The sequence below is a fragment of the Kribbella swartbergensis genome, assembly GCF_054784135.1.
This window is the reverse complement of the sequence record NZ_BAAGPM010000071.1, coordinates 1-25,733: the sequence shown is the minus strand read 5'-3', so window position 1 is coordinate 25,733 and position 25,733 is coordinate 1. Positions and strand designations below refer to the sequence as shown.

The 25,733-nt window shown below is 68.3% G+C and carries 28 protein-coding genes; 20 read left to right on the top strand and 8 right to left on the bottom strand.

Annotated features, from left to right (window positions below):
- Positions 1-317 precede the first annotated feature (317 nt).
- The 11 genes from ACYVOK_RS35750 (at position 318) to ACYVOK_RS35700 (ending at position 12,383) form a co-directional block, all read left to right on the top strand.
- Entirely contained in the window at positions 318-1,823 is a 1,506-nt protein-coding gene (locus ACYVOK_RS35750) for a sugar ABC transporter ATP-binding protein (RefSeq protein ID WP_460667052.1), read from the top strand.
- Positions 1,820-2,839, top strand: coding sequence for an ABC transporter permease (locus ACYVOK_RS35745; RefSeq protein WP_460667051.1), 1,020 nt, complete (start codon positions 1,820-1,822; stop codon positions 2,837-2,839). The genes ACYVOK_RS35750 and ACYVOK_RS35745 overlap by 4 nt, the downstream gene beginning before the upstream one ends.
- Positions 2,829-3,806 carry an ABC transporter permease gene (locus ACYVOK_RS35740; RefSeq protein ID WP_460667050.1) on the top strand — a complete coding sequence of 326 codons (978 nt, stop codon included), beginning with the start codon at positions 2,829-2,831 and terminating at the stop codon, positions 3,804-3,806. Before ACYVOK_RS35745 ends, ACYVOK_RS35740 begins: the two co-directional genes overlap by 11 nt.
- 68 nt (positions 3,807-3,874) lie before the next feature.
- A complete protein-coding gene (gene rhaS, locus ACYVOK_RS35735) occupies positions 3,875-4,927 on the top strand; it encodes a rhamnose ABC transporter substrate-binding protein (protein ID WP_460667049.1) in 1,053 nt (350 codons plus the stop codon).
- A 10-nt stretch (positions 4,928-4,937) separates the two neighbouring features.
- Positions 4,938-5,279 (top strand): L-rhamnose mutarotase, encoded by a 342-nt coding sequence (locus tag ACYVOK_RS35730; protein ID WP_460667048.1) that lies wholly within the window; start codon positions 4,938-4,940, stop codon positions 5,277-5,279.
- Between the two features lie 5 nt (positions 5,280-5,284).
- Positions 5,285-6,448 carry an L-rhamnose isomerase gene (gene rhaI, locus ACYVOK_RS35725; protein ID WP_460667047.1) on the top strand — a complete coding sequence of 388 codons (1,164 nt, stop codon included), beginning with the start codon at positions 5,285-5,287 and terminating at the stop codon, positions 6,446-6,448.
- A 6-nt stretch (positions 6,449-6,454) separates the two neighbouring features.
- Positions 6,455-8,488: a bifunctional aldolase/short-chain dehydrogenase gene (locus tag ACYVOK_RS35720; protein WP_460667046.1), complete on the top strand. Its 2,034-nt coding sequence runs from the start codon at positions 6,455-6,457 to the stop codon at positions 8,486-8,488.
- 10 nt (positions 8,489-8,498) lie between these two features.
- Positions 8,499-9,944, top strand: coding sequence for an arabinose isomerase (locus ACYVOK_RS35715; RefSeq protein ID WP_460667045.1), 1,446 nt, complete (start codon positions 8,499-8,501; stop codon positions 9,942-9,944).
- Positions 9,941-11,365 carry a rhamnulokinase gene (locus ACYVOK_RS35710; RefSeq protein WP_460667044.1) on the top strand — a complete coding sequence of 475 codons (1,425 nt, stop codon included), beginning with the start codon at positions 9,941-9,943 and terminating at the stop codon, positions 11,363-11,365. Before ACYVOK_RS35715 ends, ACYVOK_RS35710 begins: the two co-directional genes overlap by 4 nt.
- Positions 11,366-11,370: 5 nt before the next feature.
- The gene (locus ACYVOK_RS35705; protein ID WP_460667043.1) at positions 11,371-11,613 is read left to right on the top strand and encodes a LuxR C-terminal-related transcriptional regulator; all 243 of its coding nucleotides are present in this window, start codon (positions 11,371-11,373) and stop codon (positions 11,611-11,613) included.
- Positions 11,614-11,795: 182 nt separating this feature from the next.
- Complete coding sequence (locus ACYVOK_RS35700; RefSeq protein WP_460667042.1) at positions 11,796-12,383, top strand: hypothetical protein; 588 nt, start codon at positions 11,796-11,798, stop codon at positions 12,381-12,383.
- Positions 12,384-12,562: 179 nt separating this feature from the next.
- On the opposite strand, the gene ilvA is transcribed toward ACYVOK_RS35700, so the two are convergent.
- Positions 12,563-13,855 (bottom strand): threonine ammonia-lyase IlvA, encoded by a 1,293-nt coding sequence (gene ilvA / locus ACYVOK_RS35695; RefSeq protein WP_460667041.1) that lies wholly within the window; start codon positions 13,853-13,855, stop codon positions 12,563-12,565.
- 231 nt (positions 13,856-14,086) lie between these two features.
- Between ilvA and ACYVOK_RS35690 the strand changes: the two genes are divergently transcribed.
- On the top strand, positions 14,087-14,953 hold the full coding sequence (locus tag ACYVOK_RS35690; RefSeq protein WP_460667040.1) for an HIRAN domain-containing protein: 867 nt from the start codon (positions 14,087-14,089) through the stop codon (positions 14,951-14,953).
- 82 nt (positions 14,954-15,035) lie between these two features.
- Complete coding sequence (locus ACYVOK_RS35685) at positions 15,036-15,560, top strand: GNAT family N-acetyltransferase (RefSeq protein WP_460667039.1); 525 nt, start codon at positions 15,036-15,038, stop codon at positions 15,558-15,560.
- On the opposite strand, the gene ACYVOK_RS35680 is transcribed toward ACYVOK_RS35685, so the two are convergent.
- Positions 15,475-16,044: a dihydrofolate reductase family protein gene (locus ACYVOK_RS35680; RefSeq protein WP_460667038.1), complete on the bottom strand. Its 570-nt coding sequence runs from the start codon at positions 16,042-16,044 to the stop codon at positions 15,475-15,477. The genes ACYVOK_RS35685 and ACYVOK_RS35680 overlap by 86 nt on opposite strands.
- A gap of 53 nt (positions 16,045-16,097) precedes the next feature.
- Entirely contained in the window at positions 16,098-16,547 is a 450-nt protein-coding gene (locus ACYVOK_RS35675; protein ID WP_460667037.1) for a winged helix-turn-helix transcriptional regulator, read from the bottom strand.
- 145 nt (positions 16,548-16,692) lie between these two features.
- Here ACYVOK_RS35675 and ACYVOK_RS35670 point away from each other — a divergent pair, with 145 nt between their 5' ends.
- Positions 16,693-17,604, top strand: coding sequence for a nitrilase family protein (locus ACYVOK_RS35670; RefSeq protein WP_460667036.1), 912 nt, complete (start codon positions 16,693-16,695; stop codon positions 17,602-17,604).
- Positions 17,605-17,683: 79 nt separating this feature from the next.
- Here the strand turns inward: ACYVOK_RS35670 and ACYVOK_RS35665 are convergent, their stop codons facing one another.
- A complete protein-coding gene (locus tag ACYVOK_RS35665; RefSeq protein ID WP_460667035.1) occupies positions 17,684-18,229 on the bottom strand; it encodes a GNAT family N-acetyltransferase in 546 nt (181 codons plus the stop codon).
- Positions 18,230-18,313: 84 nt separating this feature from the next.
- Between ACYVOK_RS35665 and ACYVOK_RS35660 the strand changes: the two genes are divergently transcribed.
- From ACYVOK_RS35660 to ACYVOK_RS35650, 3 genes are all read left to right on the top strand, one after another.
- The gene (locus ACYVOK_RS35660) at positions 18,314-18,670 is read left to right on the top strand and encodes a 5-carboxymethyl-2-hydroxymuconate Delta-isomerase (protein ID WP_460667034.1); all 357 of its coding nucleotides are present in this window, start codon (positions 18,314-18,316) and stop codon (positions 18,668-18,670) included.
- Positions 18,671-18,783: 113 nt separating this feature from the next.
- On the top strand, positions 18,784-19,203 hold the full coding sequence (locus ACYVOK_RS35655; RefSeq protein WP_460667033.1) for a hypothetical protein: 420 nt from the start codon (positions 18,784-18,786) through the stop codon (positions 19,201-19,203).
- Positions 19,200-20,276, top strand: coding sequence for a hypothetical protein (locus ACYVOK_RS35650; protein WP_460667032.1), 1,077 nt, complete (start codon positions 19,200-19,202; stop codon positions 20,274-20,276). The genes ACYVOK_RS35655 and ACYVOK_RS35650 overlap by 4 nt, the downstream gene beginning before the upstream one ends.
- 28 nt (positions 20,277-20,304) lie before the next feature.
- On the opposite strand, the gene ACYVOK_RS35645 is transcribed toward ACYVOK_RS35650, so the two are convergent.
- Both ACYVOK_RS35645 and ACYVOK_RS35640 read right to left on the bottom strand, forming a co-directional pair.
- Positions 20,305-21,087: a DinB family protein gene (locus ACYVOK_RS35645; RefSeq protein ID WP_460667031.1), complete on the bottom strand. Its 783-nt coding sequence runs from the start codon at positions 21,085-21,087 to the stop codon at positions 20,305-20,307.
- Positions 21,088-21,282: 195 nt separating this feature from the next.
- Positions 21,283-22,158: an alpha/beta fold hydrolase gene (locus tag ACYVOK_RS35640; RefSeq protein WP_460667030.1), complete on the bottom strand. Its 876-nt coding sequence runs from the start codon at positions 22,156-22,158 to the stop codon at positions 21,283-21,285.
- Positions 22,159-22,241: 83 nt separating this feature from the next.
- On the opposite strand from ACYVOK_RS35640, the gene ACYVOK_RS35635 reads away from it, so the two are divergent.
- Positions 22,242-22,739: a GNAT family N-acetyltransferase gene (locus tag ACYVOK_RS35635; protein ID WP_460667029.1), complete on the top strand. Its 498-nt coding sequence runs from the start codon at positions 22,242-22,244 to the stop codon at positions 22,737-22,739.
- Here the strand turns inward: ACYVOK_RS35635 and ACYVOK_RS35630 are convergent.
- Positions 22,736-23,221 (bottom strand): DUF488 family protein, N3 subclade, encoded by a 486-nt coding sequence (locus ACYVOK_RS35630; protein WP_460667028.1) that lies wholly within the window; start codon positions 23,219-23,221, stop codon positions 22,736-22,738. The genes ACYVOK_RS35635 and ACYVOK_RS35630 overlap by 4 nt on opposite strands.
- Positions 23,222-23,336: 115 nt before the next feature.
- On the bottom strand, positions 23,337-23,690 hold the full coding sequence (locus tag ACYVOK_RS35625) for a YybH family protein (RefSeq protein WP_460667027.1): 354 nt from the start codon (positions 23,688-23,690) through the stop codon (positions 23,337-23,339).
- A 62-nt stretch (positions 23,691-23,752) separates the two neighbouring features.
- On the opposite strand from ACYVOK_RS35625, the gene ACYVOK_RS35620 reads away from it, so the two are divergent.
- Together ACYVOK_RS35620 and ACYVOK_RS35615 are read left to right on the top strand one after the other, a co-directional pair.
- Positions 23,753-24,724, top strand: coding sequence for a helix-turn-helix transcriptional regulator (locus tag ACYVOK_RS35620; protein ID WP_460667026.1), 972 nt, complete (start codon positions 23,753-23,755; stop codon positions 24,722-24,724).
- Positions 24,725-24,963: 239 nt separating this feature from the next.
- Positions 24,964-25,323 carry a YciI family protein gene (locus ACYVOK_RS35615; protein ID WP_460667025.1) on the top strand — a complete coding sequence of 120 codons (360 nt, stop codon included), beginning with the start codon at positions 24,964-24,966 and terminating at the stop codon, positions 25,321-25,323.
- Positions 25,324-25,733 lie beyond the last annotated feature (410 nt).

The window sequence follows — 25,733 nt, the reverse complement described above, 5'->3', positions numbered from 1 at the left end:
CCCGTCGAGGTGGTCCGCGGGGACCGGGAGCTCGATCCCGTCGACGCGGAGCCTGGGCCGGAGGTGGTGGGGGCGGGCTCGGGCGCGCTGTCGGCTGGCATGCGCGGCCTCCCGGCGTCGAGTCCCATGGGACGAGGGTTTGAAACGTCTTAGCAGCCGAGAGCGTACCCGTTTTCCGGGCGTTTTCCGCAGTGTCGCGTCCGGGATCGGCCGCCAAAGGCGGACGAACTCTTGACGCCCCAAGCTGCCCGCCCTTACGTTCGTGCAATCTTCTTGAAACCTTTCAGCAACTCTGCCGCCCCGGGTTGGAGGTGACCATGGCCGACGGCACGCCTGTCCTGCGGGTGCGCGGGGTGTCGAAATCGTTCGGCGCGGTCGCCGCCGTCCGGGACGTCTCCTTCGAGTTGTACGGCGGTGAGGCGCACGCCCTGGTCGGCGAGAACGGGGCCGGGAAGTCCACGATCGTGAAGATGCTGGCCGGTGTGCACCGCCCGGACAGCGGCACGATCGAGCTGAACGGCGTACCGGCGGAGCTGCACACGCCGGCCGACGCGAAGGCCGCCGGGATCGCGGTCATCTACCAGGAGCCGACGTTGTTCCCGGACCTGTCGGTGGCCGAGAACATCGCGATGGGCCGTCAGCCTCTGGGTCGTTTCAACACCATCGACCGGGCCGCGATGGTCCGGCAGGCGGCCCAGCTGTTCGCCCGGCTCGGCGTGTCGATGGACCCGAACCGGCCGGCCCGCGGGCTGTCGATCGCCGACCAGCAGCTGGTCGAGATCGCCAAGGCGCTGTCCGCGGACGCCCGCGTGGTGGTGATGGACGAGCCGACCGCCGCGCTCACCGGGGTCGAGGTGGAACGCCTGTTCGCGGTCGCCCGCTCGCTGCGCGACGGCGGCGCCGCGCTGATGTTCATCTCGCACCGGTTCGAGGAGATCACCGCGCTGTGTCAGCGGGTGACGATCATGCGCGACGGCCGGCACGTCTCGACCGACCTGCTCACCGACGTGACCGTGGACGAGATGGTCCGCAGGATGGTCGGCCGCGACCTCGGCGCACTGTTCCCGAAGCAGGACGTCACGCCCGGAGCGGTGGTCCTCCGAGTCCGCGATCTGTCCCGTGACCCGGTGTTCAAGGAGGTCTCGTTCGACGTACGGGCCGGCGAGATCGTGGCGCTGGCCGGTCTGGTCGGGTCCGGCCGGTCCGAGGTGGTGCAGTCGATCTTCGGTGTCGACCCGCGCGACTCCGGGACGGTCGAGGTGGCCGGGAAGACCCTCAGCCCCGGTTCGCCGAAGCAGGCGATGGCCGCCGGGGTGGCGCTGGTTCCGGAGGACCGCCGTCAGCAGGGCCTGGTGATGGACCTGTCGATCGAACGCAACGTGACACTGCCCAGATCGCGGTCGCTGTCCCAGCTCGGCTTCCTCACCGGCGGCCGGGAACGGCGCTCGGCGAAGGAGTGGACCGAGCGGCTGAAGACCAAGTACGGACGGCTGTCCGACGAGGTCGGCACGCTGTCCGGCGGCAACCAGCAGAAGGTCGTGCTGGCCAAGTGGCTGGCCACGAAGCCGACTGTGCTGATCGTCGACGAGCCGACGCGCGGCATCGACGTCGGAACGAAGGCGGAGGTGCATCGGCTGATGTCCAGCCTGGCCGCCGAGGGCGTCGCCGTACTGATGGTCTCTTCGGAGCTGCCCGAGGTGCTCGGCATGGCCGATCGGGTGCTGGTGATGCGCGAGGGCCGGCTGGTCGCCGAGCTCGACCGGAGTGAGGCCACCGAGGAGTCGGTGATGTTCGCCGCGACCGGTCAGGAGGCGACGCTGTGACGGCCGTCGAACTTCCCGCACCGCGCCGCTCCTCGCTGGACGTCGTGCTGAAGGTCAGAGAGCTCGGCATCGTGCTCGCGCTGGCCCTGCTGGTCGCGGTGACGGCGATCTCGAACCCGCGATTCCTGTCCGGGCAGAGCATCCGTGACATCCTGCTCGGCACCGCGATCCTGGCCGTTCTGGCGGTCGGCCAGGCCGTGGTGGTGATCACCCGCAACATCGACCTCTCGGTCGGCTCGGTGCTCGGCCTCAGCGCGTTCACCGTCGGCTCCCTGCTGCAGAACAGTTCCGGAGTCCCGGTCGTCGTGGCACTGCTGACCGGTGCCGCGGTCGGAGCGGTGTGTGGAGGACTCAACGGTGTCCTGGTCAGGTACGGGAACGTGCCGGCGCTCGTCGTCACGCTCGGCACGCTCTACGTCTACCGTGGCATCACGTACTTCTGGGCCGGCGGCCAGCAGATCAACGCCGACGAACTCCCCGGCGGGTTCCTCGACTTCGGCAACGCGACCCTGATCGGCGTCCCGTACCTGGTCCTGATCGCGCTGCTGGTCCTGGCGATCACCGGCGTCGTACTGCGGAACTACCGGGTCGGCCGGGAGCTGTACGCGATGGGGTCGAGCCCGCAGGCAGCCAGGCTGGCCGGTATCGCGGTCGGCCGTCGTACCGTCGGCGCGTTCATCGTGAGCGGCGCGCTGGCCGGCATCGCCGGGGTGTTGTTCGCCGCGCGGTTCGGCACCATCGACGCCGCGGCCGGCACCGGCTACGAGCTCAACGTCGTCGCGGCGGTCGTGGTCGGTGGGGTCGCGGTGTTCGGCGGCAGCGGGACAGTGTGGGGTGCCGCGCTCGGGGCGTTGCTGCTGACAACGATCGGGAGTGCGCTCGCCGTACTGGAGATCAACCAGTTCTGGCAGCAGGCGATCGTCGGCGGTCTGCTCCTGCTCGCGATCGGGGCGGACCGGCTGGTAGCCGTCCGGGTCGCCGCCAGTCTGAAGAAGCGAGGCTCCCATGTCAGCTGAGCTCACGGTCGCCCGGGGAGCCCGGCTGGCGAACTGGAACGTGGCGATCATCGCGATCACGGTGATCGTGCTGATCGTGGCCGCGGCGACGGTCGACAGCTTCGGCACGTCGCGGAACTTCGGCTTCCTGGTCCTCGACCTGCTCCCGATCGCGCTGGTCGCGCTGCCGATGACGCTGGTGATCGTGACCGGCGAGATCGACCTGTCGGTGGCGAGCACGCTCGGCCTGTCCAGCGCGGTGATGGGCTACCTGTGGAACGCGAACCAGCCGATCGAGTCGATCATCCCGCTCTGCCTGCTGCTCGGTGCTGTCCTCGGTGCCGTCAACGGCTTCTTCGTGACGTTCCTCGGACTGCCGTCGCTGGCCGTCACGATCGGCACGCTCGCGCTCTACCGCGGTCTCGCGTTCGTCGTCCTCGGTGACAGCGCGGTCGCCGACTTCCCGGCGCTCTACACCGACTGGGTCACCGGAACGATCGGTGGTACGCCGATCCCGAACGTGCTGATCGTCATCGCCGTCCTGGCCGTCGTCTTCGGCGTGGTGCTGCACGCGACGCCGGTCGGCCGGGCGGTGTTCGCGGTCGGCGCGAGTGAGCAGGCCGCGCGGTTCGCCGGTATCCGGCCCGGGCGGCTGAAGTTCTGGCTGTACGTCGCCAGCGGCTTCGTAGCGGGTCTGGCCGGCGTGCTGTGGACGCTGCGCTACTCCAGCGCGCGGGCCGACAACGGCGCCGGACTCGAGTTGGCCGTGGTCGCGGCGGTCCTGCTCGGCGGCGTCTCCATCTTCGGCGGCAAGGGTGCGCTGCCCGGCGTCATCGCCGGTGTCGTGCTGCTCGGTGCGCTGCAGAACGCGCTGCGCCTGTCCGATGTGTCCAACGAGGCGCTCAACATCGTCACCGGCGTACTGCTCATCGTCTCCGTGCTCGCCCCCAACCTCGCCCGCACCGTGCTGCAACGGCGCCGCACCTGAAAGGACGAACCATGTCTCGAAACACGAGAGAACCAGCCCTTCGCTTCGCTCGGGGCTGGGGAGGCGGTGTGGCGGCGCTGACCGTCGTCGCCCTGGCCCTGACGGCCTGCGGCGGCGGTACGACGAGGTCCGACACGGCCGGTGAGAACACCACCGCCCCGGCGGCCACCGCCGGCAAGGCCGATCCGAACGCCCCGCTCAAGGAAGGCCTGAAGATCGCCTACCTGCCCAAGCAGCTGAACAACCCGTACACCGACGTCGAGGTCGGCGGAGGCAAGGTCGCGGTCGGGGAGATCAAGGGCGAGTACAAACTGGTCGGCCCGAACGACGCCAGCGCGTCCTCCCAGGTCAGCTACATCAACACGCTGATCCAGCAGCAGCAGGACGTGATCGTGGTCGCGGCGAACGACCCGAACGCGGTCTGCCCGTCGCTGAACCAGGCCCGCAAGGCCGGGATCAAGGTGGTCACCTTCGACTCCGACGCGTCGAAGACCTGCCGGGACGCGTTCATCAACCAGGCCACCACCCAGGGCATCGGCGAGAGCCTGGTGAAGATGGCCAGTGAACTGGCCGGCGGTTCCGGTGAGATCGCCATCCTGTCCGCGACGCCGAACGCGACCAACCAGAACTCCTGGATCAAGGTCATGCAGACCGAGTTGGCCAAGCCGGAGAACTCGAAGCTGAAGCTGGTGAAGATCGCCTACGGCAACGACGACGACCAGAAGTCGTTCCAGGAGGCCCAGGGCCTGCTGCAGTCCTACCCGAACCTCAAGGTGATCGTCTCCCCGACCACGGTCGGCATCGCGGCCGCGTCCCGCTACGTCAGCGCGTCCAGCTACAAGGGCAAGGTCGCCATCACCGGTCTCGGCCTGCCGAACCAGATGCGCCAGTACGTCAAGGACGGCACGGTGAAGAAGTTCGCGCTGTGGAACCCGGCCGACATCGGCTACCTGGCGGCGTACGCCGGTGCCGCGCTGAGCTCGGGTCAGATCACCGGCGCGCAGGGCGAGAAGTTCAAGGCCGGAAAGCTCGGCGAGTACACCATCGGCGCCGACGGCGAGATCGTGCTCGGCCCGCCGACCGAGTTCACCGCCGCCAACATCGACCAGTTCAACTTCTGAGGGCCGTCCCGTGAATCGCTACTGCTTCTGCCTCCAGGTCAAACCCGACCGCATGGAGGAGTACGTCGAACGCCACCGCAACGTCTGGCCGGAGATGCAGGCCGCACTCCGGGACGCCGGCTGGCACAACTACTCGCTCTTCCTCCGCGACGACGGGCTGCTGATCGGATACGTCGAGTCCGAGGATTTGGAGGCGGCGCAGAAGGCGATGGCGGCGACCGAGGTGAACGCCCGGTGGCAGGCCCAGATGACCGAGTTCTTCACCGGGAACGACTGGCGACCACCGGACGAGTCGTTCCAGTTGCTGCCCGAGATCTTCCACCTGACTGCAGTAGATCCTGAAGGGGACTGAGAACCATGACGACCGAAGCCGTGAAGGCCGCCCTGAGCCGCCAGGAGATCGAACTGCCGTCGTGGGCGTTCGGCAACTCGGGCACCCGGTTCAAGGTCTTCAGCCAGCCCGGTGTGCCGCGCTCGCCGGAGGAGAAGATCGCCGACGCCGCCGTGGTGCACAAGTTCACCGGCGTCGCCCCGAGCGTCGCGCTGCACATCCCCTGGGACAAGGTGGACGACTACTCGGCCCTGGCCGCGTACGCGAAGGAGCAGGGCGTCCGGCTCGGCGCGATCAACAGCAACGTGTTCCAGGACGACGACTACAAACTGGGCAGCGTCACCAACCCCGATCCGCGGGTCCGGCGGAAGGCGACGGACCACCTGCTCGAGTGCGTCGGCATCATGGACGCGACCGGGTCCCGCGACCTGAAGCTGTGGTTCTCCGACGGCACCAACTACCCGGGCCAGGACGACATCCAGGACCGGCAGGACCGGCTCGCGGCCGCGCTGAGGGAGGTCTACGAGCGGCTCGGCGACAACCAGCGGATGCTGCTGGAGTACAAGCTGTTCGAGCCGGCCTTCTACACCACCGACGTCCCGGACTGGGGTACGTCGTACGCGCACTGCCTGGAACTGGGGCCGAAGGCAACGGTGTGCATCGACACCGGGCACCACGCGCCGTCGACCAACATCGAGTTCATCGTCGCCTTCCTGCTCCGGGCCGGCAAGCTCGGCGCGTTCGACTTCAACAGCCGGTTCTACGCCGACGACGACCTGATGGTCGGTGCGGCCGACCCGTTCCAGTTGTTCCGGATCATGAACGAGATCGTCCGCGGCGACGCGCTCGACCCGGACCGCGGCATCGCCTTCATGCTCGACCAGTGCCACAACATCGAGGTGAAGATCCCGGCCATCATCCGCTCGGTGATGAACGTCCAGGAGGCCACCGCGAAGGCGCTGCTGGTCGACCGGGACGCGCTGCGCAAGGCCCAGCAGGAGGGTGACGTGCTGACCGCCAACGCCGTACTGATGGACGCCTACAACACCGACGTCCGGCCGCTGCTCGCCGAGCTGCGCGAGTCGCAGGGGCTGGACCCGGACCCGATCGCGGCCTACCACCGCAGCGGGTACTACGAGCAGATCGTCAAGGACCGAGCCGACGGCCAGCAGGCCGGATGGGGAGCCTGAGCCATCATGACCGACACTGCAGCCGAACTCGTTGCGCGAAGCAACAGACTGGGTGCCGATCCGCGCAACACCAACTACGCCGGCGGCAACACCTCGGCGAAGGGGACGACGACCGACCCCGTGACGCAGCAGCCGGTCGACCTGCTGTGGGTGAAGGGCTCCGGCGGTGACCTCGGCACCCTCACCGCTGCCGGGTTGGCGGTCCTGCGGCTGGACCGGCTGAACGCGCTGGTCGACGTGTATCCGGGCGTCGACCGTGAGGACGAGATGGTCGCCGCCTTCGACTACTGCCTGCACGGCAAGGGCGGCGCGGCGCCGTCGATCGACACCGCGATGCACGGTCTGGTCGACGCTCCGCACGTCGACCACCTGCACCCGGACTCCGGGATCGCGCTGGCGACCGCGGCCGACGGCGAGAAGCTGACCGCCGAGTGCTTCGGCGACCGGGTGGTCTGGGTGCCGTGGCGGCGGCCCGGGTTCCAGCTCGGTCTCGACATCGCCCAGGTCAAGAAGGACAACCCGCAGGCGATCGGCTGCATCCTCGGCGGTCACGGCATCACCGCGTGGGGCAACACCTCGGCGGAGTGCGAGGCGAACTCCCTCGACATCATCCGTACGGCGGAACGCTTCCTGGCCGAGCGTGGCAAGCCCGAACCCTTCGGTGCCGTGGTGCCCGGCTTCGAGCCACTGCCGGCCTCGGAACGGCGGTTGCGGGCCGCGGCGCTGGCACCGGTCGTCCGTGGGCTCGCGTCGACGGACAAACCGCAGGTGGGTCACTTCACCGACTCGGACGTCGTACTGGAGTTCCTGTCCCGCGAGAAGCTGGCCCCGCTGGCGGCGCTCGGCACGTCCTGCCCGGACCACTTCCTGCGGACCAAGGTGCGGCCGCTCGTGCTGGACCTGCCCGCGACCGCGCCGATCGAGGAGGCCGTCACGCGGCTGCGAGAGCTGCATCTGCAGTACCGCGAGGACTACGCGGCCTACTACGACCGGCATGCCCAGCCGGACAGTCCGCCGATGCGCGGCGCGGACCCGGCGATCGTGCTCGTTCCCGGGGTCGGCATGTTCAGCTTCGGCAAGGACAAGCAGACCGCGCGGGTGGCCGGCGAGTTCTACGTGAACGCGATCAACGTGATGCGTGGCGCCGAGGCCGTCTCGACGTACGCTCCGATCGACGAGAGCGAGAAGTTCCGGATCGAGTACTGGGCGCTGGAAGAGGCGAAGCTGCAGCGGATGCCGAAGCCCAAGCCGCTGGCGACGCGGGTCGCGTTCGTGACCGGTGGCGGTTCCGGGATCGGCAAGGCGATCGCGCAGCGACTGGCCGCGGAGGGCGCCTGCGTCGTGGTGGCCGACCTGGACCAGGCCGCGGCCGAGGCGGTGGCCAAGGAGATCGGCGGCGCCGACGTGGCCGTTGCCGTGGGCGCCGACGTGTCGTCCGCCGAGGCGGTCGAGGAGGCCCTGCGGACCGCCGTACTGGCCTTCGGGGGCGTCGATCTGGTCGTCAACAACGCCGGACTGTCCATCTCCAAGTCGTTGCTGGAGACGACGGACAGGGACTGGGACCTGCAGCACAACGTGATGGCGAAGGGGTCGTTCCTGGTCTCCCGGGCGGCCGCGAAGATCCTGATCGACCAGGGCATCGGCGGCGACATCGTCTACATCTCCAGCAAGAACGCGGTGTTCGCCGGCCCGAACAACGTCGCGTACGGCGCGGCCAAGGCCGACCAGGCCCACCAGGTCCGGCTGCTCGCCGCCGAGCTCGGCGAGCACGGTATCCGCGTCAACGGCGTGAACCCCGATGGCGTCGTGCGCGGATCCGGGATCTTCGCCAAGGGCTGGGGCGCACAGCGTGCCGCGGTGTACGGCGTACCGGAGTCGGAGCTGGGTGCGTACTACGCGCAGCGCACGCTGCTGAAGCGGGAAGTGCTGCCGGAGCACGTCGCGGCGGCCGTCTTCGCTTTGACCGGTGGCGAACTCACCCACACGACCGGTCTGCACGTACCCGTCGATGCCGGCGTAGCCGCCGCGTTCCTGCGTTAGGAGGAGTCGGATGACCGAGTTGGTGGATGTCCGCCCGGGGCTGGAGCGGATCACGCCGCGCAAGACCAGGATCGGTCTGGTCGCGGGCGGTCTGGGTGCGTACTGGCCGCAGTTCCCCGACCTGCTTCCGCAGTTGCAGGAGTCCGCCCGGCGGGTGTCGTCGCGGTTCTCCGAGATGGACTGCGAGGTCGTGGACGTCGGGTTCATCTCGGACGCGCAGGAAGGCGCCGCCGCTGCGGAGAAGCTGCGGGTGGCGGACTGCGACCTGATCGTCGGCTTCCTCACGACGTACATGACCGCGTCGATGCTGGTCCCGGTCGCGCAGCGCAGCGGCGCGCCGGTGCTGCTGCTCAACCTGCAGCCGACCGAGTCGATGAACCACGCCACCTTCGACACCGGTGCATGGCTCGCGTACTGCGGCGCCTGCCCGCTGCCGGAGATGGCGAACGCCTTCGAGCGCTGCGGGATCGACTTCCGGTCGGTCTCGGGGTACCTCGAGGACGAGCGGGCCTGGGCCCGGATCGACCGATGGATCCGGGCGGCCGGCGTCCGGGCCGCGTTCCGGCACGGGCGGCACGGTCTGCTCGGGCATCTCTACCCCGGGATGATGGACGTGATCACCGACCCGACGTTGGTGTCGGCGCAGCTCGGCGGTCACGTCGAGATCCTCGAGATCGACGACCTCCGCGTCCGGGTGGAGAAGGTCACCGAGGCGGAGACCGCGGCCCGGATGGACCTGGCCCGGGAGATCTTCACGCTCGACGACTCGGTCGTCGAGGAGGACTTCCGCTGGGGTGCGACGGTGTCGGTCGCGCTCGACCGGCTGGTCGAGGACTTCGGGCTGGACACGCTGGCGTACTACCACCGCGGGCTCGACGGCGAGCTGCACGAGCGGGTCGCGGCCGGGATGATCCTCGGGGCGTCGTTGCTGACGGCAAGGGGCATTCCGGCGGCGGGTGAGTACGAGTTGCGGACGTCGCTGGCGATGCTGGTGATGGATCGGCTCGGTGCGGGTGGCTCGTTCACCGAACTGCAGGCACTGAACTTCCACGACAACGTGGTCGAGATGGGTCACGACGGGCCGGCGCACCTGGCGATCAGCTCGGACAAGCCGTTGCTGCGCGGGCTCGGGGTGTACCACGGCAAGCGCGGCTGGGGTGTGTCGGTCGAGTTCGACGTCAAGCACGGGCCGGTGACCGCGTGCGGTCTCGGTCAGCGGCGGGACGGGTCGTTCAACCTGATCGCGTCCGAGGGCACCGTCGTACCCGGACCGCTGCTGCAGATCGGGAACACGACGTCGCGGGTCGACTTCGGATGTGACCCGGGTGAGTGGACGGACGCGTGGTCGGGGTCGGGTGTCGCGCACCACTGGGCGCTCGGGACCGGTCACCGCGCCAAGGACCTGGAGGCGGTCGCGGACCTGCTGCACCTCGATCTGACTGTCGTGCAGCCATGAAACGTGTCGCGGCGGTGGATCTGGGGGCGTCCAGCGGGCGGGTGATGCTGGGCTCCGTCGGTGACGGTGTGCTGGAGTTGTCCGAGATTCACCGTTTCTGGAACGGGCCGGTGCAGGTCCGCAACACGCTGCACTGGGACATCCTGCACCTCTACCGCTCCATGCTCGACGGCCTGCGTACGGCGGGACCCGTCGACGGCATCGGCATCGACTCCTGGGCCGTCGACTACGGCCTCCTGGACAGCGCCGGCCGCCTACTCGGCAACCCGGTCCACTACCGCGACTCCCGCACCAACGGCGTGATGGAAAAGGTCCAGAAGACCATCCCACCCGAAACCCTCTACACCATCACCGGCCTCCAACAACTCCCCTTCAACACCCTCTACCAACTAGCCGCCGAGCCGCTGCTCGAGCAGGCGGAGAGGTTGTTGTTGATTCCTGATTTGCTGGCCTACTGGCTCACGGGGGAGGTGGGGGCTGAGCGGACCAACGCTTCGACGACGCAGTTGTACGACGTGCGGGCTCGGGCGTGGAGCCAGGAGTTGGCAGAGCGCGTTGGTGTATCGATGAAGCTGCTGCCGGAACTGCGGGAGCCCGGCGACGTGATCGGGACCGTGCTGCCCGACGAGACCGGATTGGCTGCAGGTACGCCGGTGATCGCGGTCGGATCGCACGACACGGCCTCGTCCGTGGTCGCTGTACCGGCTGCTGACGAACGGTTCGCGTACATCTCGTCCGGGACATGGTCGCTGGTCGGACTCGAGTTGGACGGACCGGTGCTGACCGCCGAGGCGCGGGAGGCCAACTTCACCAACGAGGGCGGCGTCGACGGCCGGATCCGGTTCCTGAAGAACGTGATGGGGCTCTGGATCCTGCAGGAGTGCCAGCGGAGCTGGGGCGACGACGACCTGCCCGGGTTGTTGCGCGACGCCGCCGGCGCCCCGCCGTTCGCCGTACTGATCGACCCGGACGCACCCGAGTTCCTTGCTCCGGGCAACATGCCGCGCCGGATCGAGGAGCACTGCCGGGCGACCGGCCAGGAGCCGCCGCGGTCCAAGGCCGCCACGGTCCGGTGCGTCCTGGAGAGTCTCGCGCTGGCCTACCGCCGCACACTGCGGTCGGCGCAGTCGATCGCGGACCGGCCGGTCGACGTACTGCACGTCATCGGCGGCGGTTCCCAGAACGAACTGCTCTGCCAGTTGACCGCCGACGCCTGTCGCCTGCCCGTGCTGGCCGGACCGGTCGAGGCGTCCGCATTGGGCAACGTCCTCGTCCAGGCCCGCGCGCTGGGCGAACCACTGCCGGACCTGGCCGCGATGCGCGCCCTCGTCCGCGCCACCCATCGACTGCGGCGCTACGAGCCGCAGGCAAAACCGGCCGACTGGGACGCCGCCGAGTCCCGGGTGTTCGGAACAAGGTGATCCGTATGACCGTCCTCCCCCAGGAAATCCGACCGCCGGCTCGCCGGGTGCCGCCGCGCGAGATCAGTCACGACGACCTGCAACTGCTCCGGCTGCTCGCCACCGGGTTGCCGGTGGACTCCGTGGCGCGCCGGCTCGACCTGTCCGAGCGGACCGTCCGCCGCCGTACCCGGATGGTCTGCGACCGCCTCGGCTTCGGCACCGCCATCGAGGCAATCGTCTGGGCCGCCCGCCGCGGCCTGGTCTGAAACCCGACAGCAACGGTGTGATCCGCCGCCGGGGCTCGACCGGACGGCCCCGGTACGCCGCACCGGTGACACCGTTGTCCTCACTGTTGCCTCGGGCATCTAGAACTCCGCGGTGCGGCCGCCACGTTAGCCCTTCGGGTCAGGGGGTACCGGGGGTCGGAACACCGAGCCGAGGAGGAACGATGGACGGAATGACCGTCCTGTGGATCGTCGTTGCGCTGGCGGCCCTCGTCATCCTGGTGGCTTTGATCGCCGGGGCGACGCGGACGTCGGCGAAGCGCCGGGCCGAACGGGACCGCCGGGAGGCGTACGAGCACGAGCAGCAGGCGAGGACGTCGGCGGCACGCGCGGAGAAGCAGCAGGCCGCGGCCGACGAGGTCGAGGCACGGGCACGCAAGGCGCAGGCGATCGCGGACGAGAAGGCCGCCGAGGCCCGTCGGCTCGCGGCCGGTGCGACCGAGCGGCGCGAGGCTGCGGCGGAGGCCCGGAGCGAGGTCGACGAGCACCGGACCCAGGCACAGAACCTGCGCCCGGACGAGTCCACACCGCAGGCCGCCACCTGGGGCAGCGACCGCGACGGGACTGAGGACCGGTGGCAGGGGCAGGACCGGGATGGGTCCAACCGGGACTGGGAGCGTGACTCCGCGTGGGGCCGGGACGGGCAACCGACCGACGAGCACTGGGCCGACGGCCGGCACCCGGACGACCCGCGTCGGCAGGCACCGCAGACCGACCAGCCGGAGACGCACCCGAAGCACTCGAAGCACTAGAGACACCCGAACGCACTGATCCCGCCGGAGCGCAACGGGGCCGAACACGGCACCTGACCGGAAACAGGTGGCCCAGGCTCCCCGGCGGGATCAGTGCGTGCGGATCCGGTGGCCCAGCCTCCCCGGCTGGATCAGCGCGTGCGGATCAGGTGACCCAGCTTGCGTGCGGATCGGTGGGTTCAGATCAGGTAGCGGAACTCTGGGGAGTTGGGGTGGATCCGCTCGATGTCGAGCGGTGCCGCCTCCATCCGGTTCAGCAGCCCGTCGAGGTCGTCGGGCCGGCTGATCTCGATGCCGACCAGCGCCACGCCGGTCTCCCGGTTGTTCCGTTTCACGTACTCGAACAGCGTGATGTCGTCGTCCGGCCCGAGCGCCTCGTCCAGGAACGTCCGCAGCGCACCGGGCTCCTGCGGGAACGTCACCAGGAAGTAGTGCTTCAGGCCTTCGTGCACCAGCGATCGTTCGAGGATCTCGCCGTACCGGCTGACGTCGTTGTTCCCGCCGGACAGCAGGCAGACCACGGTCTCACCCGGGCGGATGTCGAGACCGTTGCCCAGGGCACCTGTCGAGAGGGCGCCGGCGGGCTCGGCGATCAGTCCGTCGGTCTGGTAGAGCTCCAGCATCTCGCTGCAGACCAGGCCTTCCGGGACCGACATCATCTCGACGCCGGCCTCGGCGACCAACGGGAGCGTCACGTCGCCGACCCGTCGTACCGCGGCGCCGTCCACGAAGCTGTCCAGGTGCGGCAACGTCACCGGCTCACCGGCCTCGAGCGCCGCCGCCATACTGGCCGCGCCGGCCGGCTCGACACCGACGATGCGTACGCCGGGATGCCGCTCGGTCAGCCAGGTCGCGACGCCGGCGATCAGGCCACCGCCACCGACCGGCACGACCAGTACGTCGGGCGCCTGACCGAGCTGATCGACGATCTCGACCGCGACCGTTCCCTGTCCTGCAACGGTTCTCGGGTCGTCGAACGCGGGCACCATCGTGGCCCCGGTGGCCTCGGCGTCGGCGAGGGCCGCGGCAGCCGCGTCGTCGTACGTGTCCCCGGTGACGACCACCTGGATCTGCTTGCCGCCGAGGGCGGCGATCCGGTCGCGCTTCTGGCGGGGCGTCGTACGGGGAACGAAGACCTTGCCGTGGACGCCGAGGATGTGGCACGAGTAGGCGAGGCCCTGGCCGTGGTTGCCGGCGCTGGCGCAGACCACGCCGGCCGACTTCTGCGCGTCGTCGAGCTGGGCGATCAGGTTGTAGGCGCCGCGGAGCTTGTAGGAACGGCCGATCTGCAGGTCCTCGCGCTTGAGCCAGACCTGGGCGCCGGTGCGTTCGGACAGCCGGAGATTGCGTTGCAACGGTGTACGTACGGCGACGCCGTCGAGCCGCTTGACCGCGTCGTCGACCGCTGCCGCGTCAACGGTTTTCGGGTCCGCGCCGGACGTCGATCGAGCGACTGAACTACTGCCCTGCATGAGCTTCCTTCCCGTGCATTTGCACGATCTTCGCCGATTCGCTCGCTGCACAAGACAATTCGCGTCCACAGTACGGACGCGGGGAAACCTTTGCGCAACAGACCCTTGTTTCAGGCGTGAAACGGCCCTTCACTGGGCAGTCTAGTTTTCATCCGCTCACTCGGTGTAACGGCCAGGGTCCTGGCCGGGATGAGCCGAGTAAAGCCGGTCATAGTGGACTGGAGGGCACGAATGGAACTGATTCCGTTCAGTCTGTGGGGAGACGCCCTGTGGTGCGGTCAGGAGGTCGTGCGGGAGGCCCCGCACGAGCAGGCGATCCGAAGCCTGTTCCCGGACCCCATCCCAGCGCGTGGAGCAGACCTGGACACCGAGGCGGACCTGGTCCCGGAACCGCACAACCGTTTCGATCCCCGATCCATCGCCGTACGGGTGCAGGGGAAGGTTGTCGGCTACCTGCCGAGGGACGATGCACACCGGTACCACCCGGTGCTGTCGGATCTGGTGGCACAAGGCCTGCAACCGCGGGTGCCGTGCCACCTGTGGGTGAGTGAGTGGGAACCGGCCGACTGGGACGGCAAGGCCGACCAGGGGACGCGGTTCCACGCGAGTGTCGCGGTGGCCCTCGGGCAGCCGCACATGCTGGTCCCGGTGAATCTGCCCCCGCCAGGCAGCTATCACCTGTTGCCGCCCGGCAGCGCGATCGTCGTCCCGGGCAGCGAGGTGCGTCCCGACGTACTGGCACCGTTCCTCCGCCCCGAAGGCGAGTGCTGGGCGTACGCCACCCTGCACGCGATCGAGGAGGAGGACTGCATCCAGGACCGGCACCGGATGGTGGTCGAGATCAGGATCGACGACGAACCGGTCGGGCGGCTCAGCACGCGGCTGAGTGCGGAGTTCCTGCCGGCCATCCATTATCTGGCCGACATGCGCGCCGAGACCGCCGCCCGCGTCGCCGTTCGCGGCGACCGCACCGCATCGGAGGTGATCCTGTACGCGGCTCGGAGTCACGACCTGCCGGCCACCTGGCCGGACGGCCTGACCCGATCCCCAGTCGTATCCCCCCAATGGCACTACTGGGCCACCAAGGAAGCCAACTAGGCGGCTGCGCAGTACTCACCACGCCCCTCGGCGAGTACTGCGGAGCTACTTGTCGCAGCGGCTGCATCGGCCCAACCGATCGATGCACGATCTTCGGTGCCTGATCAAACCACTTGCCGACGCGGCGGCCGGCACGTTGGGTTTGCTCATGGGCATCGATGTCGTCGTACCCGATCGGGCGCTGCTCGAGCGGGCAGTGCGGAAGTTCATGGGGGTACAGGGTGCTGCCGACTCGGGCGGTCTGACGTTTGTTGCGCTCAACGGACCGGAAGTCGCCGGGTGGTGCTGGGGGTATCACCTCATCCGCCCCGACGGCTCGTCGATGCTCTACCTGCACCAACTCGAGGTCGACGAGGCGTACCGCCGTTCGGGCATCGGCCGGCAGCTCCTGCGGACTTTCATGAACGAAGGCACGAGCGCCGGAGCAACCAAGATGTTCCTCACCACCGGTGCGGCGAACACTGCGGCTCGCGCGTTGTACGACGCCATGGGCGGCGGGCTCGCCTCCCAAGGGCCGACAGTCAACTACTGGTTCCTGCTGGAACCTGAGGTCGATAGATCAGGGCGACTGTGCCGGAGGGGTAGGTGCGGGCGGTGCGCAAGGTGAGGGATCTGGGGTGGGGTACGTCGGCGAACATCGAGCCGCCGTGGCCGACGATGGCGGGGTTGAACTTCAGCCAGTACTCGTCGACGAGGTCTGCGGCGACGTGTGAACGAACGGTCCGGACACCGCCGAACACCACCAGGCTTCCACCCGCGGAATCCTTCAGCCGCCGTACCTGATCCACCCCGTCACCGGCCGCGAGCGTCGAGTTCGCCCAGGGACTGACGTCGAAGCCGCTGTCCGACGAGAGCACCACCTTCGGCGTCGCGTTCATCCAGTCGGCGAGCTCGCCGTCCGCCGCGGTCCAGTAGGCACCCGACGGAGTGAACGACTTCCGCCCCCAGATGATCGTGTCCGCAACAGATCTCAGCTCGCCGGTCAGCTCGTCGAGCAGGCGAGGGTCGTCCACCGTGAAGCCGAGATCGTTGTCCGGCCCCGCCATGAACCCGTCGACACTCACATCGCAGAAGACAATCAGTGGCCGCATCCGTCCACTCTGCCCGATCGCGGTTTCACGCCGCTTTCATCGTGGCGCCGGAGTCAGCCGGCGACCTTGCGGACGAACGCTTCGGAGGGGTCCAGATGGCGCCCGGCGGCGTCGGTGACCTCGAGTTTCCGGACCGGTTTCCCGTTCTGCGCGTCGAGCAGGACCGAGTGCGGCTCCGCGTCCTCGAAAAGATGGTCCTCGCCCCACTGGCGGAGGCTGACCAGGATGACGAAGAGATCCCGGCCCTTCTGCGTCAGGGCGTACTCGTGGTACGCGCTCCCGTCGGCAGCCGGGAGGATCTCGAGGATGCCGTGCGCGACGAGTTCTCGGAGCCGCGACGAGAGGATGTTCTTCGCCAGGCCCAGGTTCCGCTGGAACTCGCTGAACCGGCTGATGCCGTCGAAGGCGTCCCGGACGATGAGCAGCGACCAGCGGTCCCCGATGACGTCGACCGCCCTGGCGACCGGGCACTCCGCCCGCTCGTGAGTCACACGCTGCGGCATTCACGTCCCCCTTGGTGATGCGGCCGGGCGGCCGCACATCGGTAGGAGCCAAGTGGTTGCAAGTATAAACCAGATCCCCTACGCTCCTGCTCAATCGGTTTCAACTTGAAACCACTTCTGAGTGGACAGCGGAGGAGGCGACGTCATGACGACACAGCCGCAGGAGAGCGCGGATCAGAGGGTGAGCCCGGTGCGGGTCGCGGTCGTGCAGTTCGAACCGCGGGTCGGGGTCGAGAACCTCAAGGCCAACGCCATGGCGGTGGAGGAGCGGCTGACCGCGGCGGCCGATGAGGGAGCCGGCCTCATCGTCCTTCCCGAACTCGCGACCACCGGCTACGTGTTCGAGAGCCGCGAGGAGGCGTACGCCCACTCCGAACCGGTTCCGGACGGGCCGACCGTGGAGCTGTTCGCCCGGATCGCCGCCGCGCGGAACGCGTACATCGTCGGCTGTGTGGCCGAGCGCGATGGTGTGAAGCTGTACGACACCGCCGTACTCGTCGGCCCGGAGGGGTTCATCGGCCGATACCGCAAGACCCACCTGTGGAACACCGAGAAGCTGTGGTTCACCCCCGGCGACGAAGGTTTCTCGGTGTTCGACACCAGGATCGGCCGGATCGGACTGCTCGTCTGCTGGGACATCTGGTTCCCGGAGACCGCGCGGATCGTGGCGCAGCTGGGCGCGGACATCATCTGCGTACCCACCGGCTGGGTCTGGACGCCGCCGCCTCTGTACGACGCGAGCGGTGTCTGCATGGCGGCGTACCTGACCATGACCGCAGCACACGCCAACAACGTCTTCATCGCCACCGCGGACCGGATCGGCCAGGAACGGAACGCGGGATTCATGGGCAACTCGTTGATCGCCGGCACGAACGGATGGCCGATCGACCGGATCGCCGGGCCGGACGAGGACACCATCATCTACGCGGACATCGACCTGACGGCCGCCCGAACGGCCCCGATCTGGAACCAGTTGAACGATCTCCACCGCGACCGTCGTACCGACCTGTACGACCAGATGCTCGGCTACAGCGACCGCACTCCGCTACCGAGGTGACATGATGACGACAGTCCGCAGTACGACCGGAGTCACCGACCCCCAGCGGAACGCCTTCCTTGGCGTGACGTCTCTACGGTCAACCTGTCGCAAGGCGTGCGGCGTCGGGCCAGGTCATGCGGAGGCACTTGGGTGAGCCGTTGAGGCGGGTGGGGTCGCCGCCGGGCGGGGGAACGGTCGAGGTCTCGACGCAGGTCGCGCCGGCTGCGTAGTAGAAGGCCTGGGCTGCGGTGTTCTGTTGCAGGACCCACAGGTACATCGCGTTGCCGGTCGCCTCGTCGGTGACGGACTGCGCTGCGCGGGCGAGGAGTTGGCTGCCTATGCCGGTACGGCGTTGGCTGTGGTGAACATGCAGGTTGTCGACGAGACTGCCCCACCGCGGATCGTGGTCGAACATGACGTGGACGAAGCCGACGAGTTGGCCGTCGTACTCGGCCAGGACGGTCGCGGTGCCGGTCGATGCGGCGAGGCGCTCCGACCAGACCGTGCGCCGGTCGGTGTCGATGTCGCCGTCGAGGAACGAGTCCGAATACGCGCCCCGGTAGTGCCGCCGCCAACTGTCGGCGTGCAGCCACGCAACCTGCTCGGCGTCGCGTGCGGTCGCCGTACGGAATCCCAATGACATAAGGCCCTCCACTCGACGAACCTATCCCAGAAGCCTCGCCGGCAACCGCTTGTCCATCTCGTGGTCTGCTCGATAATGAGCGACATGCCGCAGATCACTGTCGAGTACTCCGAGTCCCTGGCGGATGCGTTCGACCGGCGCGGATTCGCGCTGGCCTTGCACCCCGCCGCGGCCGAGCTGATCGGCAGTTCCCTACCGGACTTCAAGACCCGCTTCCGCCCGATCGACGACGCGGTCATCGGCAACGGCGAAGCCGGCCGGGCAATGATCCACGTCGACCTGGCCATCCTTCCGGGCCGGGACGACGCCCTGAAAACCCGCTTGGGCGAACTGACCCTCGAGATCCTCTGCGGCCAGCTCGAAGCAGCTCCTGGCGTCAACACCCAGGTCACCGTCGAGATCCGCGACCTCATCAGCTACCACAAACGCGTCGTGGGGTGAGAGGGATTGGCTGACGCGGCGGCTGGCGTGAGTTCCAGCAGTGGTCGTACGTCCGACTGCTGCTGGCTCTGGAGTCGGGGATAATCGCTGCGACGGCGAGGATCGAGGTGGGCATGGAGTACGAGGAGTTCTTCGGTCGGTACAAGCGCGCCCACGAGGACTGGACGTTCGGGCGGCTCGACCGGGACGATGCGGCGGCCGAGTTGGAGCGCCTGCGGGCGATCGTGCCGTCCATCGAGCCGTCGGACCGGCGGCAGACCGCCGAGTACCTGCTGGAACAGTGGGCGAACGAGACGTCCCCCGAGGCGGAGGACAGGATGGCCCGAGCCGGCGCAGTACTGGCTCGTGCCGGGAGCGGCGACGGAACTGTTGCCGAGCGCAAGGCCCGGGCCGAGGCGGGGATCGCGGAGATCACCAGGATCGCGGACGAGACCGTCGATGTCGGGGAGCGGTTCGCCATCCTCGGGATGAACGAGACGCTCGCCAAGCTGATCGACGTTCTGGAGCGCTCCGGTAAACCTGACCGTCCATGACTCCGCCGACCGTACCGGGCCGACCGGGCGTCCGAAGCTTCGACGAACTCATGGACCGCCAGGCCGAGGCGGCCCTGGCGTTGTCCGGCGCAGATCATTCGTCCTGGCGACGGGGACGACTCGGACCGACGCGGACGGTCGACAACGGCATCGTCCTCGGTACGGCGGACTGGGACGGGACGCTCCGGTATCACCATGACGAGGTCGTCAAACCGCTGCAGGAGATGTTCGCCCGCCAGGGACAGCAGCTCGACGCCGCGACCCTCGTGCGATACCGCAGCGCGCTGCTGGTCGTGCTGCACGAGAACGCCCACATGCTCGCGCCTGCCGGCCGAGACAACGGCGACGAGCGAGACACACCGCTCAGTCCCGACGCTGCGCGCAGCGCACTGGAAGAAGGCGCCACCGAGGCGTGGGCCGTTCGCAATCTCGACCGCTACATCGACGAACTCGGACTCGAACAGGTTGCGCCGGGCATCAAGTCCGTCACGGAGGTCCCCAGGTACCAGCACTACCTTCCCGCGGTCGACGTACTGACCGAACGGATCGGGGACCAGTCCGGCGTCACGCGCGACGAGATCCTCCGGAGGATGAACTGCGCCCTGTCCGACGGCAAGTGGCCGGTCGCGGTCGACCTCATGTACGAGAGCTCGGAGCTGCCGGAGTTGGTGCCGCCGGAGGACATGCGCCGGGTGAAACGCGAGATCGACCAGGCGATGCGTACGCCGTTCCGTTCGCTGGCGGCCCTGGCGACCAGGATGCCGATCGCAAACCGCCGGCGCGAGTCGGCAGCCCTCGGTGAGGCAGCCTTCTTCGAAGGACTCCGCGCGGTCGCCCGCCTCGAGAACACTTACCGCACCGGCTCGGCCCCGTCCCTCCAGCGCGAACGCTCGACCGAGCAACCCGCGCCGTCAAGCCGGCCGACCAAGGACGTCGTCGACGTCGCCTTCTCCGGCACCGCCCCCGCCACCAACGCCGTCCACCACCGCCCCACCCGAACGACCCTCAACCGCCCGACCTCCACCTCCCCGCCCCACCACGGCCCGCAGCCCCACACCCGCGACACCCGCTAGCGCCGATCTTCAAGCTCGGGCCGGGCGGTCAACGGCCCGGTTCGGCTGCTGGAGAGCTCGCGTCGTCCTGCGCCTCGATCGCGTCGAGGTCGCGGACGGCGTACCGTTGGTGCTCCCATTCCTCACCGAGGATCACGTGCAGGCAGGAGAGGGTGGTCTCCGGGTAGTCGGGGGACCACGGGTTCTTGCGCGGCACAGCCAGTTCGTCCTCGGTGACCGCGTCGAGGAAGTCGCGCACCATCGCGACGCGACCCGCCCGGGCCTCCAGCACCTCGGCGTACGACGGTGTGTCAGTCGTGAAGACCGACATGTCTAGGCCTTCGTCCGCGGCGCCGTCGTACGCGAGACCGAGAGGATGGAACGGCTGTTCGATCTCCAGGATCGCCCGGCGAAGCCACACGTCCGTGGCCATCACCAGATGCCGAAGCGTCTGCGCGAACGACCACTCGCCACCCACCGACACGTCGACCGTACCCGCGGGCATCGCCGCGACGCGCTCGAGCGTGGCCGCCCACGTCCGCTCGAGCGCAGCCCAGGCCGCACGCAGTCCTTCTGGATCTCTCGCACCTCGTTCGGCGCGGCCGGGAAAGCGACGATTGAGCTCGGCGTCGACAAACGAGGTCACGTCGACACCGTTGACCAGCAAACTCCCACCCTCGAACAGCCACGGCGAGTCGATATCCACCCCCTGCACATCAACGCCGCGCATCACAACCCCAGACAAATCAGCCCCCACAAACCGAGCCCCCTTGAGGTTGACGTCAACAAACTCCGCCCCCCGCAAGTCATCCGACCGCCCAAAACTAGCCACAACCCCTCCTCACCAAACCCAAATCGCCCAACCTGCGACCCCAGACCCCGATCATCCAGCAACCCGACACATAATCCCCGACCGACCGACCTATGCCGACCCCTCGATCGGTGTTCCAACAACACCACCACGGTCGGATCCCGGGTCGTTCAGCTGCTTGGTGCACGCAGCTGCAGGCGCTCCGCGATGACGGTCCTACGAGCCCGCAGTGCCCCGGGCCGCGAGGAACACAGCGATCTCGTCGACGTAGCGTTCGGTTTCCTCCACGTTGGGGAAGTGGGCGCTGTCGTCGAAGACCCGAAGACGTGCATGGGGAAGGCGGGTGGCTAGGTCGCGGCAGGCGTCGACACCCGCGTTGCGATCCCAGAAGCCGACCATCACCAGAACCGGGACATCCAGGGCCGCCAGTTCGTCGACGAGGGGTACAGGTCGCGGCGGTTGATTGGCCAAGCCGGCCGACATCTCACCCGTGTTGACGAGTCCGCTGTCCTCCCAAAGGGCGCGGACTTGCTTGGCCGAGGTGGGCTGGTGGAACAGGAAGCGGTCGGTGGTCTCCCGATCGACGACGTCCCAGGCGGCGTACGGTCCGGACCGCTTGACTGCCGCACGGATCGCGGCGCGCATCTTGTCGTCGGTGGCGACCGCCTCGAAGCCGGAACCCCACGGTGACGGAGTGAGCGGGCCGGCTAGAGCGGTGCCTTGAAGGATCAGCGCGGTGACCCGCTCGGGGTAGGCGACTGTGTACTCAGCTGCCAGGTCGCCGCCGAACGAGATGCCGAGCAGCGCGATCCTCGGAAGGTCCAACTGCCGGCGCAGCTGCTCGAGATCGTCGACAAGGAGCGGTATCGAGTACTGACCGTCCGATGGTCGACCGCTGCGACCGCAACCGCGCTGTTCGTAGTAGACAACCGGACCAAGCTGCTCGAGCGCCGGGCCGGTCAGCCGCTCGAAGTCATAGATGAACCCGCCGGGCCCGCCATGGACCACCACAAGCGGCGTCCCCACGTGCGGCTCGCCAACCACACGCACCCAATGCCGCACCCCGTTGATCACCACATGCGCCTCCACCACCGTCGCAGTGTGGCCCAGCCGGCTACGAGCCACAACGACCTCTCTCCCAGCAGACGGCGGGTGGACTGTGTGAGGGTGAGCAGATGATCTTGGAGACGACCCGGCTTCGGTTGGTACCGTTGGGGCCGGAGTTTGCGTCCGAGCTGTGGAGTGTCTACTCCGATCCTGAGGTCGCCCGGTATGTGGGCGGTCAGTCGTTGACCGCTGAGTCCACCCGGGATCAGGCTGAATGGTTTGCTCGGGTGTGGGAAGAACGCGCTTACGGACAGAGTGCGGTCATCTGGCGAGCGACAGGACAAGTGCTCGGGCGTATCGGCCTCTCGTTTTGGCCTGAGTGGGGCGAGACTGAACTCGGGTACGTGCTGTGCCGTGAAGCCCAGGGTCTTGGGATCGCCCAGGAAGGTGCGCGGGCCTGGATCGACTGGGCGGCGGCGAACCTTGCCGATCGTCACCTCATTGCCGTCATCCATCCCGACAACACTGCAAGCGCACGGCTGGCTCGGCGGCTCGGATTCGTTGTAGACCGACGAGAGACGGTGCGCGGTCTGGCGGTCGACGTGTACCGCCGCGACCTGGCTTAGGTCGGGCGGAGGTGCGTGACTGGTAAGCCGTGCTCGGCGTGCAGGCGCGCGGCTACGAGGGAGCGGTGACATGCCTCCGGGTCGCGCTCGACACAGAGGAGCGCGGTCGTCGAGTACGTCGGAAGCTCGGCCACGAGCGCGTCGAGGTCCAACGGGTCGAGGATTTCACGGGTGTAGCGCTCGGCGTACTCAGGCGCCAGCACGATGCGGTTGCGCTTGCCCACGCCCTGGCGGTCGTCCTCGCGGTACTGGAGCTGGCGCAGCTCGGTGGTCGGCGCTAGTTCCTTCACTTGCCGGTAGCCGATGTCCGCCGCGGCGAGTGCGCGCAGGAGCTGCGCCGAGTTCGCCCAGGAGTACTCGCGGCCCCGAACGCCGCGACGCTGGCGGAGGTCCAGCAGCAGCCCGACGCCCTCGCCGGTGAGGTTCTCGACGAAAGCCTCGGCCGTAAAGCCGTAGACGCCGATCGTCGCGATGCGTCTCATCGTCGTACCCCCAGCCCTATGACGCCAAGTCCATGTCTGAGGCACTCGCCCAAAGCGGCGCGACGCCCGTGCTGTACGGCGGTGGGCTCGACCGCGCCGGCCCACCGCCGCCTCGCTACGGCACGAGTACCGGCTGGTCCACGGCCCATAGCCACGACCCATCGGACTGGCGACGGGCGATCTCGACGGTCATCTCACCGGTGGTTAGCGTGGACACGGTGAGTGCCAGGTCGCCGCTGACCAGCGCTGGATGCTGCCTACCCGGCGAGAGCACCGGCGCGGCCGCGACGAACTCCTCGTACACCTTGCGGATCTCCGCATGCCCGGTCGCGAGGTTGCCCGGCGGAAACGCCAGTACGGCGTTCGGTTCGTACAACGCCACCAGTCCGTCGACGTCACCCGCGTTGCCGCGCTCGATAAAGTACCTGCCCAGGTCGTTCGGCTCGGTGGCCACTGGCTTGTTTGTCATGCTGACCAGCCTGCCAAGGAATACACGACATCCTGTGTCGTGTATTCCGCTAAGGTTTTCGCATGCGCGCCGACCGATTGGTGTCGCTGGTGCTGCTGCTGCGCCAGCACGGTCGGTTGTCCGCGACCGCGCTGGCCCGCGAGTTGGAGGTATCCACCCGCACCGTGCTGCGCGACATCGAGGCGCTGTCGGCAGCCGGCGTCCCGGTCTACGCAGAACGCGGCCGGCACGGCGGGTTCACCTTGCTGCCCGGTTTTCAGACCGAGCTGACCGGACTGAACCACGACGAAGCACTTGCGCTGCTGGTCGCCGGATCGCGGCGCGGCGCGCAGGCGTTCGGCCTCGGCGCGGCGCTCGCTTCGGCCATGCGCAAGGTGGTCGACGCGCTCCCCGAGAGCTATCGGGCCACCGCGGCCGGCGCGGCCCGACGATTGCTCATCGACCCGGAGACCGACCTCCTGTCGCGGCGGCAGGTCGCTGACGAGGTGCCCGACACCGTAGTGGCCGAGGTACGGCGCGCGGTGTTCGCCGGACACAAGCTGCGCATCCACTACGCGGCTGCGGACCAGGCCCCGAAGTGGCGCACGGTGGACCCGATCGGCCTGGTCACCGTACGCGGCCAGGGCTACTTGCTGGCCACGAGGTCTGGCGAAGACCGCACGTACCGGCTGCCCCGGATCTTGGCCGCCGAGGAACTCGACGAACCCGCACAGCGACCGGACCGGGTCGACCTGGACCGGGCCTGGCAGGAACGCAGCACGCAGTTTCGGACCGGCGGCGACCAGGTCAGCGTGCTGGTACGGGTGAACCCGGCGCGCCGCCAGGACCTGGTGGGCACCGCGCTGGCCGTCCTCGCCGAAGAGGCCGACGCAGACGGCTGGCTGCGGCTGGAGGTCACCTTCCAAGACTCCAGACACGCCGAATGGGCTCTCTGGCAGCTCGCCACTAATGCGGAAGCCCTGTCCCCACAGTGGTTGCGCACCTCCCTCCGCAACCGCGCCGCCGCGATCGCCACCTGCTACGGGTCATCCTGAGAGTCGGCCTTCCGACCTGGCGACGGTGCGTACTTTCGAACCCCAACAGACCTGGTACGGGATCCGCCAGGCGCTTGTCCGCCAGGTGATCTGCGACAGTCCGAAGCACGGATCGCGGCATGAGTGCGGTGGACAACTCGTAGCCGTGAAAACCTGCCGGCAGCCTGTCGGATCCGGAGCGAGGCGTTCGTGGAACAGGTGAAGGCCTCGGGACGAGGCCGCCGGGACAAGGAGGAAAGATGAACGAGTACCTCATCTACTTCAACCAGCAGTGGGTGGGCGACCACACCGAGGAGTGGTTCGGCGGGCGCGGGCCGCTCGCAATGGCGGTCGTGGACGAGATGAAGGCTGCTGGCGTGTACGTGTTCGCCGGTGGGCTGGAGGAGGAAGACGGGCCGGTCTACAGCGCCGACCCCACCAGTGGCACCGTGATGATGACCGACGGACCATACGTCGAGAGCAAGGAATTCCTGGGCGGATTCGCCGTGGTGGACGTCGCCGACGACGAGGCCGCAAAGATGTGGGCCGGCAAGATCGCCGAAGCCTGCGGCTGGCCCCATGAGATCCGACGATTCAAGCCGCAACCCAAAACCCGGTGATGACATCGCGACTCGTCACCGCAGAGCCGACCCAGGCGATGCCAACATCGGGGCCACGCCGCTAGTACCTGTCCACGGAACCACCACCAGCAGTACCTCGCGAAGACCCTCGGTCGCGCACCACTGCCACATCAACGCCGGCGTGCCAGCTCGCTGACATCCAGGTCGCCGGTATGGCGCGACTCGACCCGGTCACGTATCCGCGAACGGGTTGTCGGCCAACCTACCGGGCCACGATGAGTCAGCTCATCACCAAGTCGATCAACGCATACAACAGCGAGGGCAACGCGCTCCGCCCATGAGAAACCCCAGGCCGGGTATCGCTCGACGGGTTTTGTTTGCGCGCTCGGAGGTGTTGTGGTTCAACACATAGGCGACAGATGTCTCAGGACATAGGCGACACGTGTCTC

Excerpts from the sequence above, each read along its gene's own strand:
- ACYVOK_RS35630 (WP_460667028.1), bottom strand. The coding sequence starts at position 23,221 with ATGAGACGCATCGCGACGATCGGCGTCTACGGCTTTACGGCCGAGGCT.
- ACYVOK_RS35615 (WP_460667025.1), top strand. The coding sequence starts at position 24,964 with ATGAACGAGTACCTCATCTACTTCAACCAGCAGTGGGTGGGCGACCAC.
- ACYVOK_RS35680 (WP_460667038.1), bottom strand. The coding sequence starts at position 16,044 with ATGCGGCCACTGATTGTCTTCTGCGATGTGAGTGTCGACGGGTTCATG.
- ACYVOK_RS35720 (WP_460667046.1), top strand. The coding sequence starts at position 6,455 with ATGACCGACACTGCAGCCGAACTCGTTGCGCGAAGCAACAGACTGGGT.
- ACYVOK_RS35750 (WP_460667052.1), top strand. The coding sequence starts at position 318 with ATGGCCGACGGCACGCCTGTCCTGCGGGTGCGCGGGGTGTCGAAATCG.
- rhaI (WP_460667047.1), top strand. The coding sequence starts at position 5,285 with ATGACGACCGAAGCCGTGAAGGCCGCCCTGAGCCGCCAGGAGATCGAA.
- ACYVOK_RS35620 (WP_460667026.1), top strand. The coding sequence starts at position 23,753 with ATGCGCGCCGACCGATTGGTGTCGCTGGTGCTGCTGCTGCGCCAGCAC.
- ACYVOK_RS35705 (WP_460667043.1), top strand. The coding sequence starts at position 11,371 with ATGACCGTCCTCCCCCAGGAAATCCGACCGCCGGCTCGCCGGGTGCCG.
- ACYVOK_RS35650 (WP_460667032.1), top strand. The coding sequence starts at position 19,200 with ATGACTCCGCCGACCGTACCGGGCCGACCGGGCGTCCGAAGCTTCGAC.
- ACYVOK_RS35685 (WP_460667039.1), top strand. The coding sequence starts at position 15,036 with ATGCACGATCTTCGGTGCCTGATCAAACCACTTGCCGACGCGGCGGCC.
- ACYVOK_RS35690 (WP_460667040.1), top strand. The coding sequence starts at position 14,087 with ATGGAACTGATTCCGTTCAGTCTGTGGGGAGACGCCCTGTGGTGCGGT.
- ACYVOK_RS35670 (WP_460667036.1), top strand. The coding sequence starts at position 16,693 with ATGACGACACAGCCGCAGGAGAGCGCGGATCAGAGGGTGAGCCCGGTG.
- ACYVOK_RS35625 (WP_460667027.1), bottom strand. The coding sequence starts at position 23,690 with ATGACAAACAAGCCAGTGGCCACCGAGCCGAACGACCTGGGCAGGTAC.
- ACYVOK_RS35675 (WP_460667037.1), bottom strand. The coding sequence starts at position 16,547 with ATGCCGCAGCGTGTGACTCACGAGCGGGCGGAGTGCCCGGTCGCCAGG.
- ACYVOK_RS35660 (WP_460667034.1), top strand. The coding sequence starts at position 18,314 with ATGCCGCAGATCACTGTCGAGTACTCCGAGTCCCTGGCGGATGCGTTC.
- ACYVOK_RS35655 (WP_460667033.1), top strand. The coding sequence starts at position 18,784 with ATGGAGTACGAGGAGTTCTTCGGTCGGTACAAGCGCGCCCACGAGGAC.
- ACYVOK_RS35700 (WP_460667042.1), top strand. The coding sequence starts at position 11,796 with ATGGACGGAATGACCGTCCTGTGGATCGTCGTTGCGCTGGCGGCCCTC.
- ACYVOK_RS35635 (WP_460667029.1), top strand. The coding sequence starts at position 22,242 with ATGATCTTGGAGACGACCCGGCTTCGGTTGGTACCGTTGGGGCCGGAG.
- ACYVOK_RS35715 (WP_460667045.1), top strand. The coding sequence starts at position 8,499 with ATGACCGAGTTGGTGGATGTCCGCCCGGGGCTGGAGCGGATCACGCCG.
- ilvA (WP_460667041.1), bottom strand. The coding sequence starts at position 13,855 with ATGCAGGGCAGTAGTTCAGTCGCTCGATCGACGTCCGGCGCGGACCCG.
- ACYVOK_RS35710 (WP_460667044.1), top strand. The coding sequence starts at position 9,941 with ATGAAACGTGTCGCGGCGGTGGATCTGGGGGCGTCCAGCGGGCGGGTG.
- ACYVOK_RS35665 (WP_460667035.1), bottom strand. The coding sequence starts at position 18,229 with ATGTCATTGGGATTCCGTACGGCGACCGCACGCGACGCCGAGCAGGTT.
- ACYVOK_RS35740 (WP_460667050.1), top strand. The coding sequence starts at position 2,829 with ATGTCAGCTGAGCTCACGGTCGCCCGGGGAGCCCGGCTGGCGAACTGG.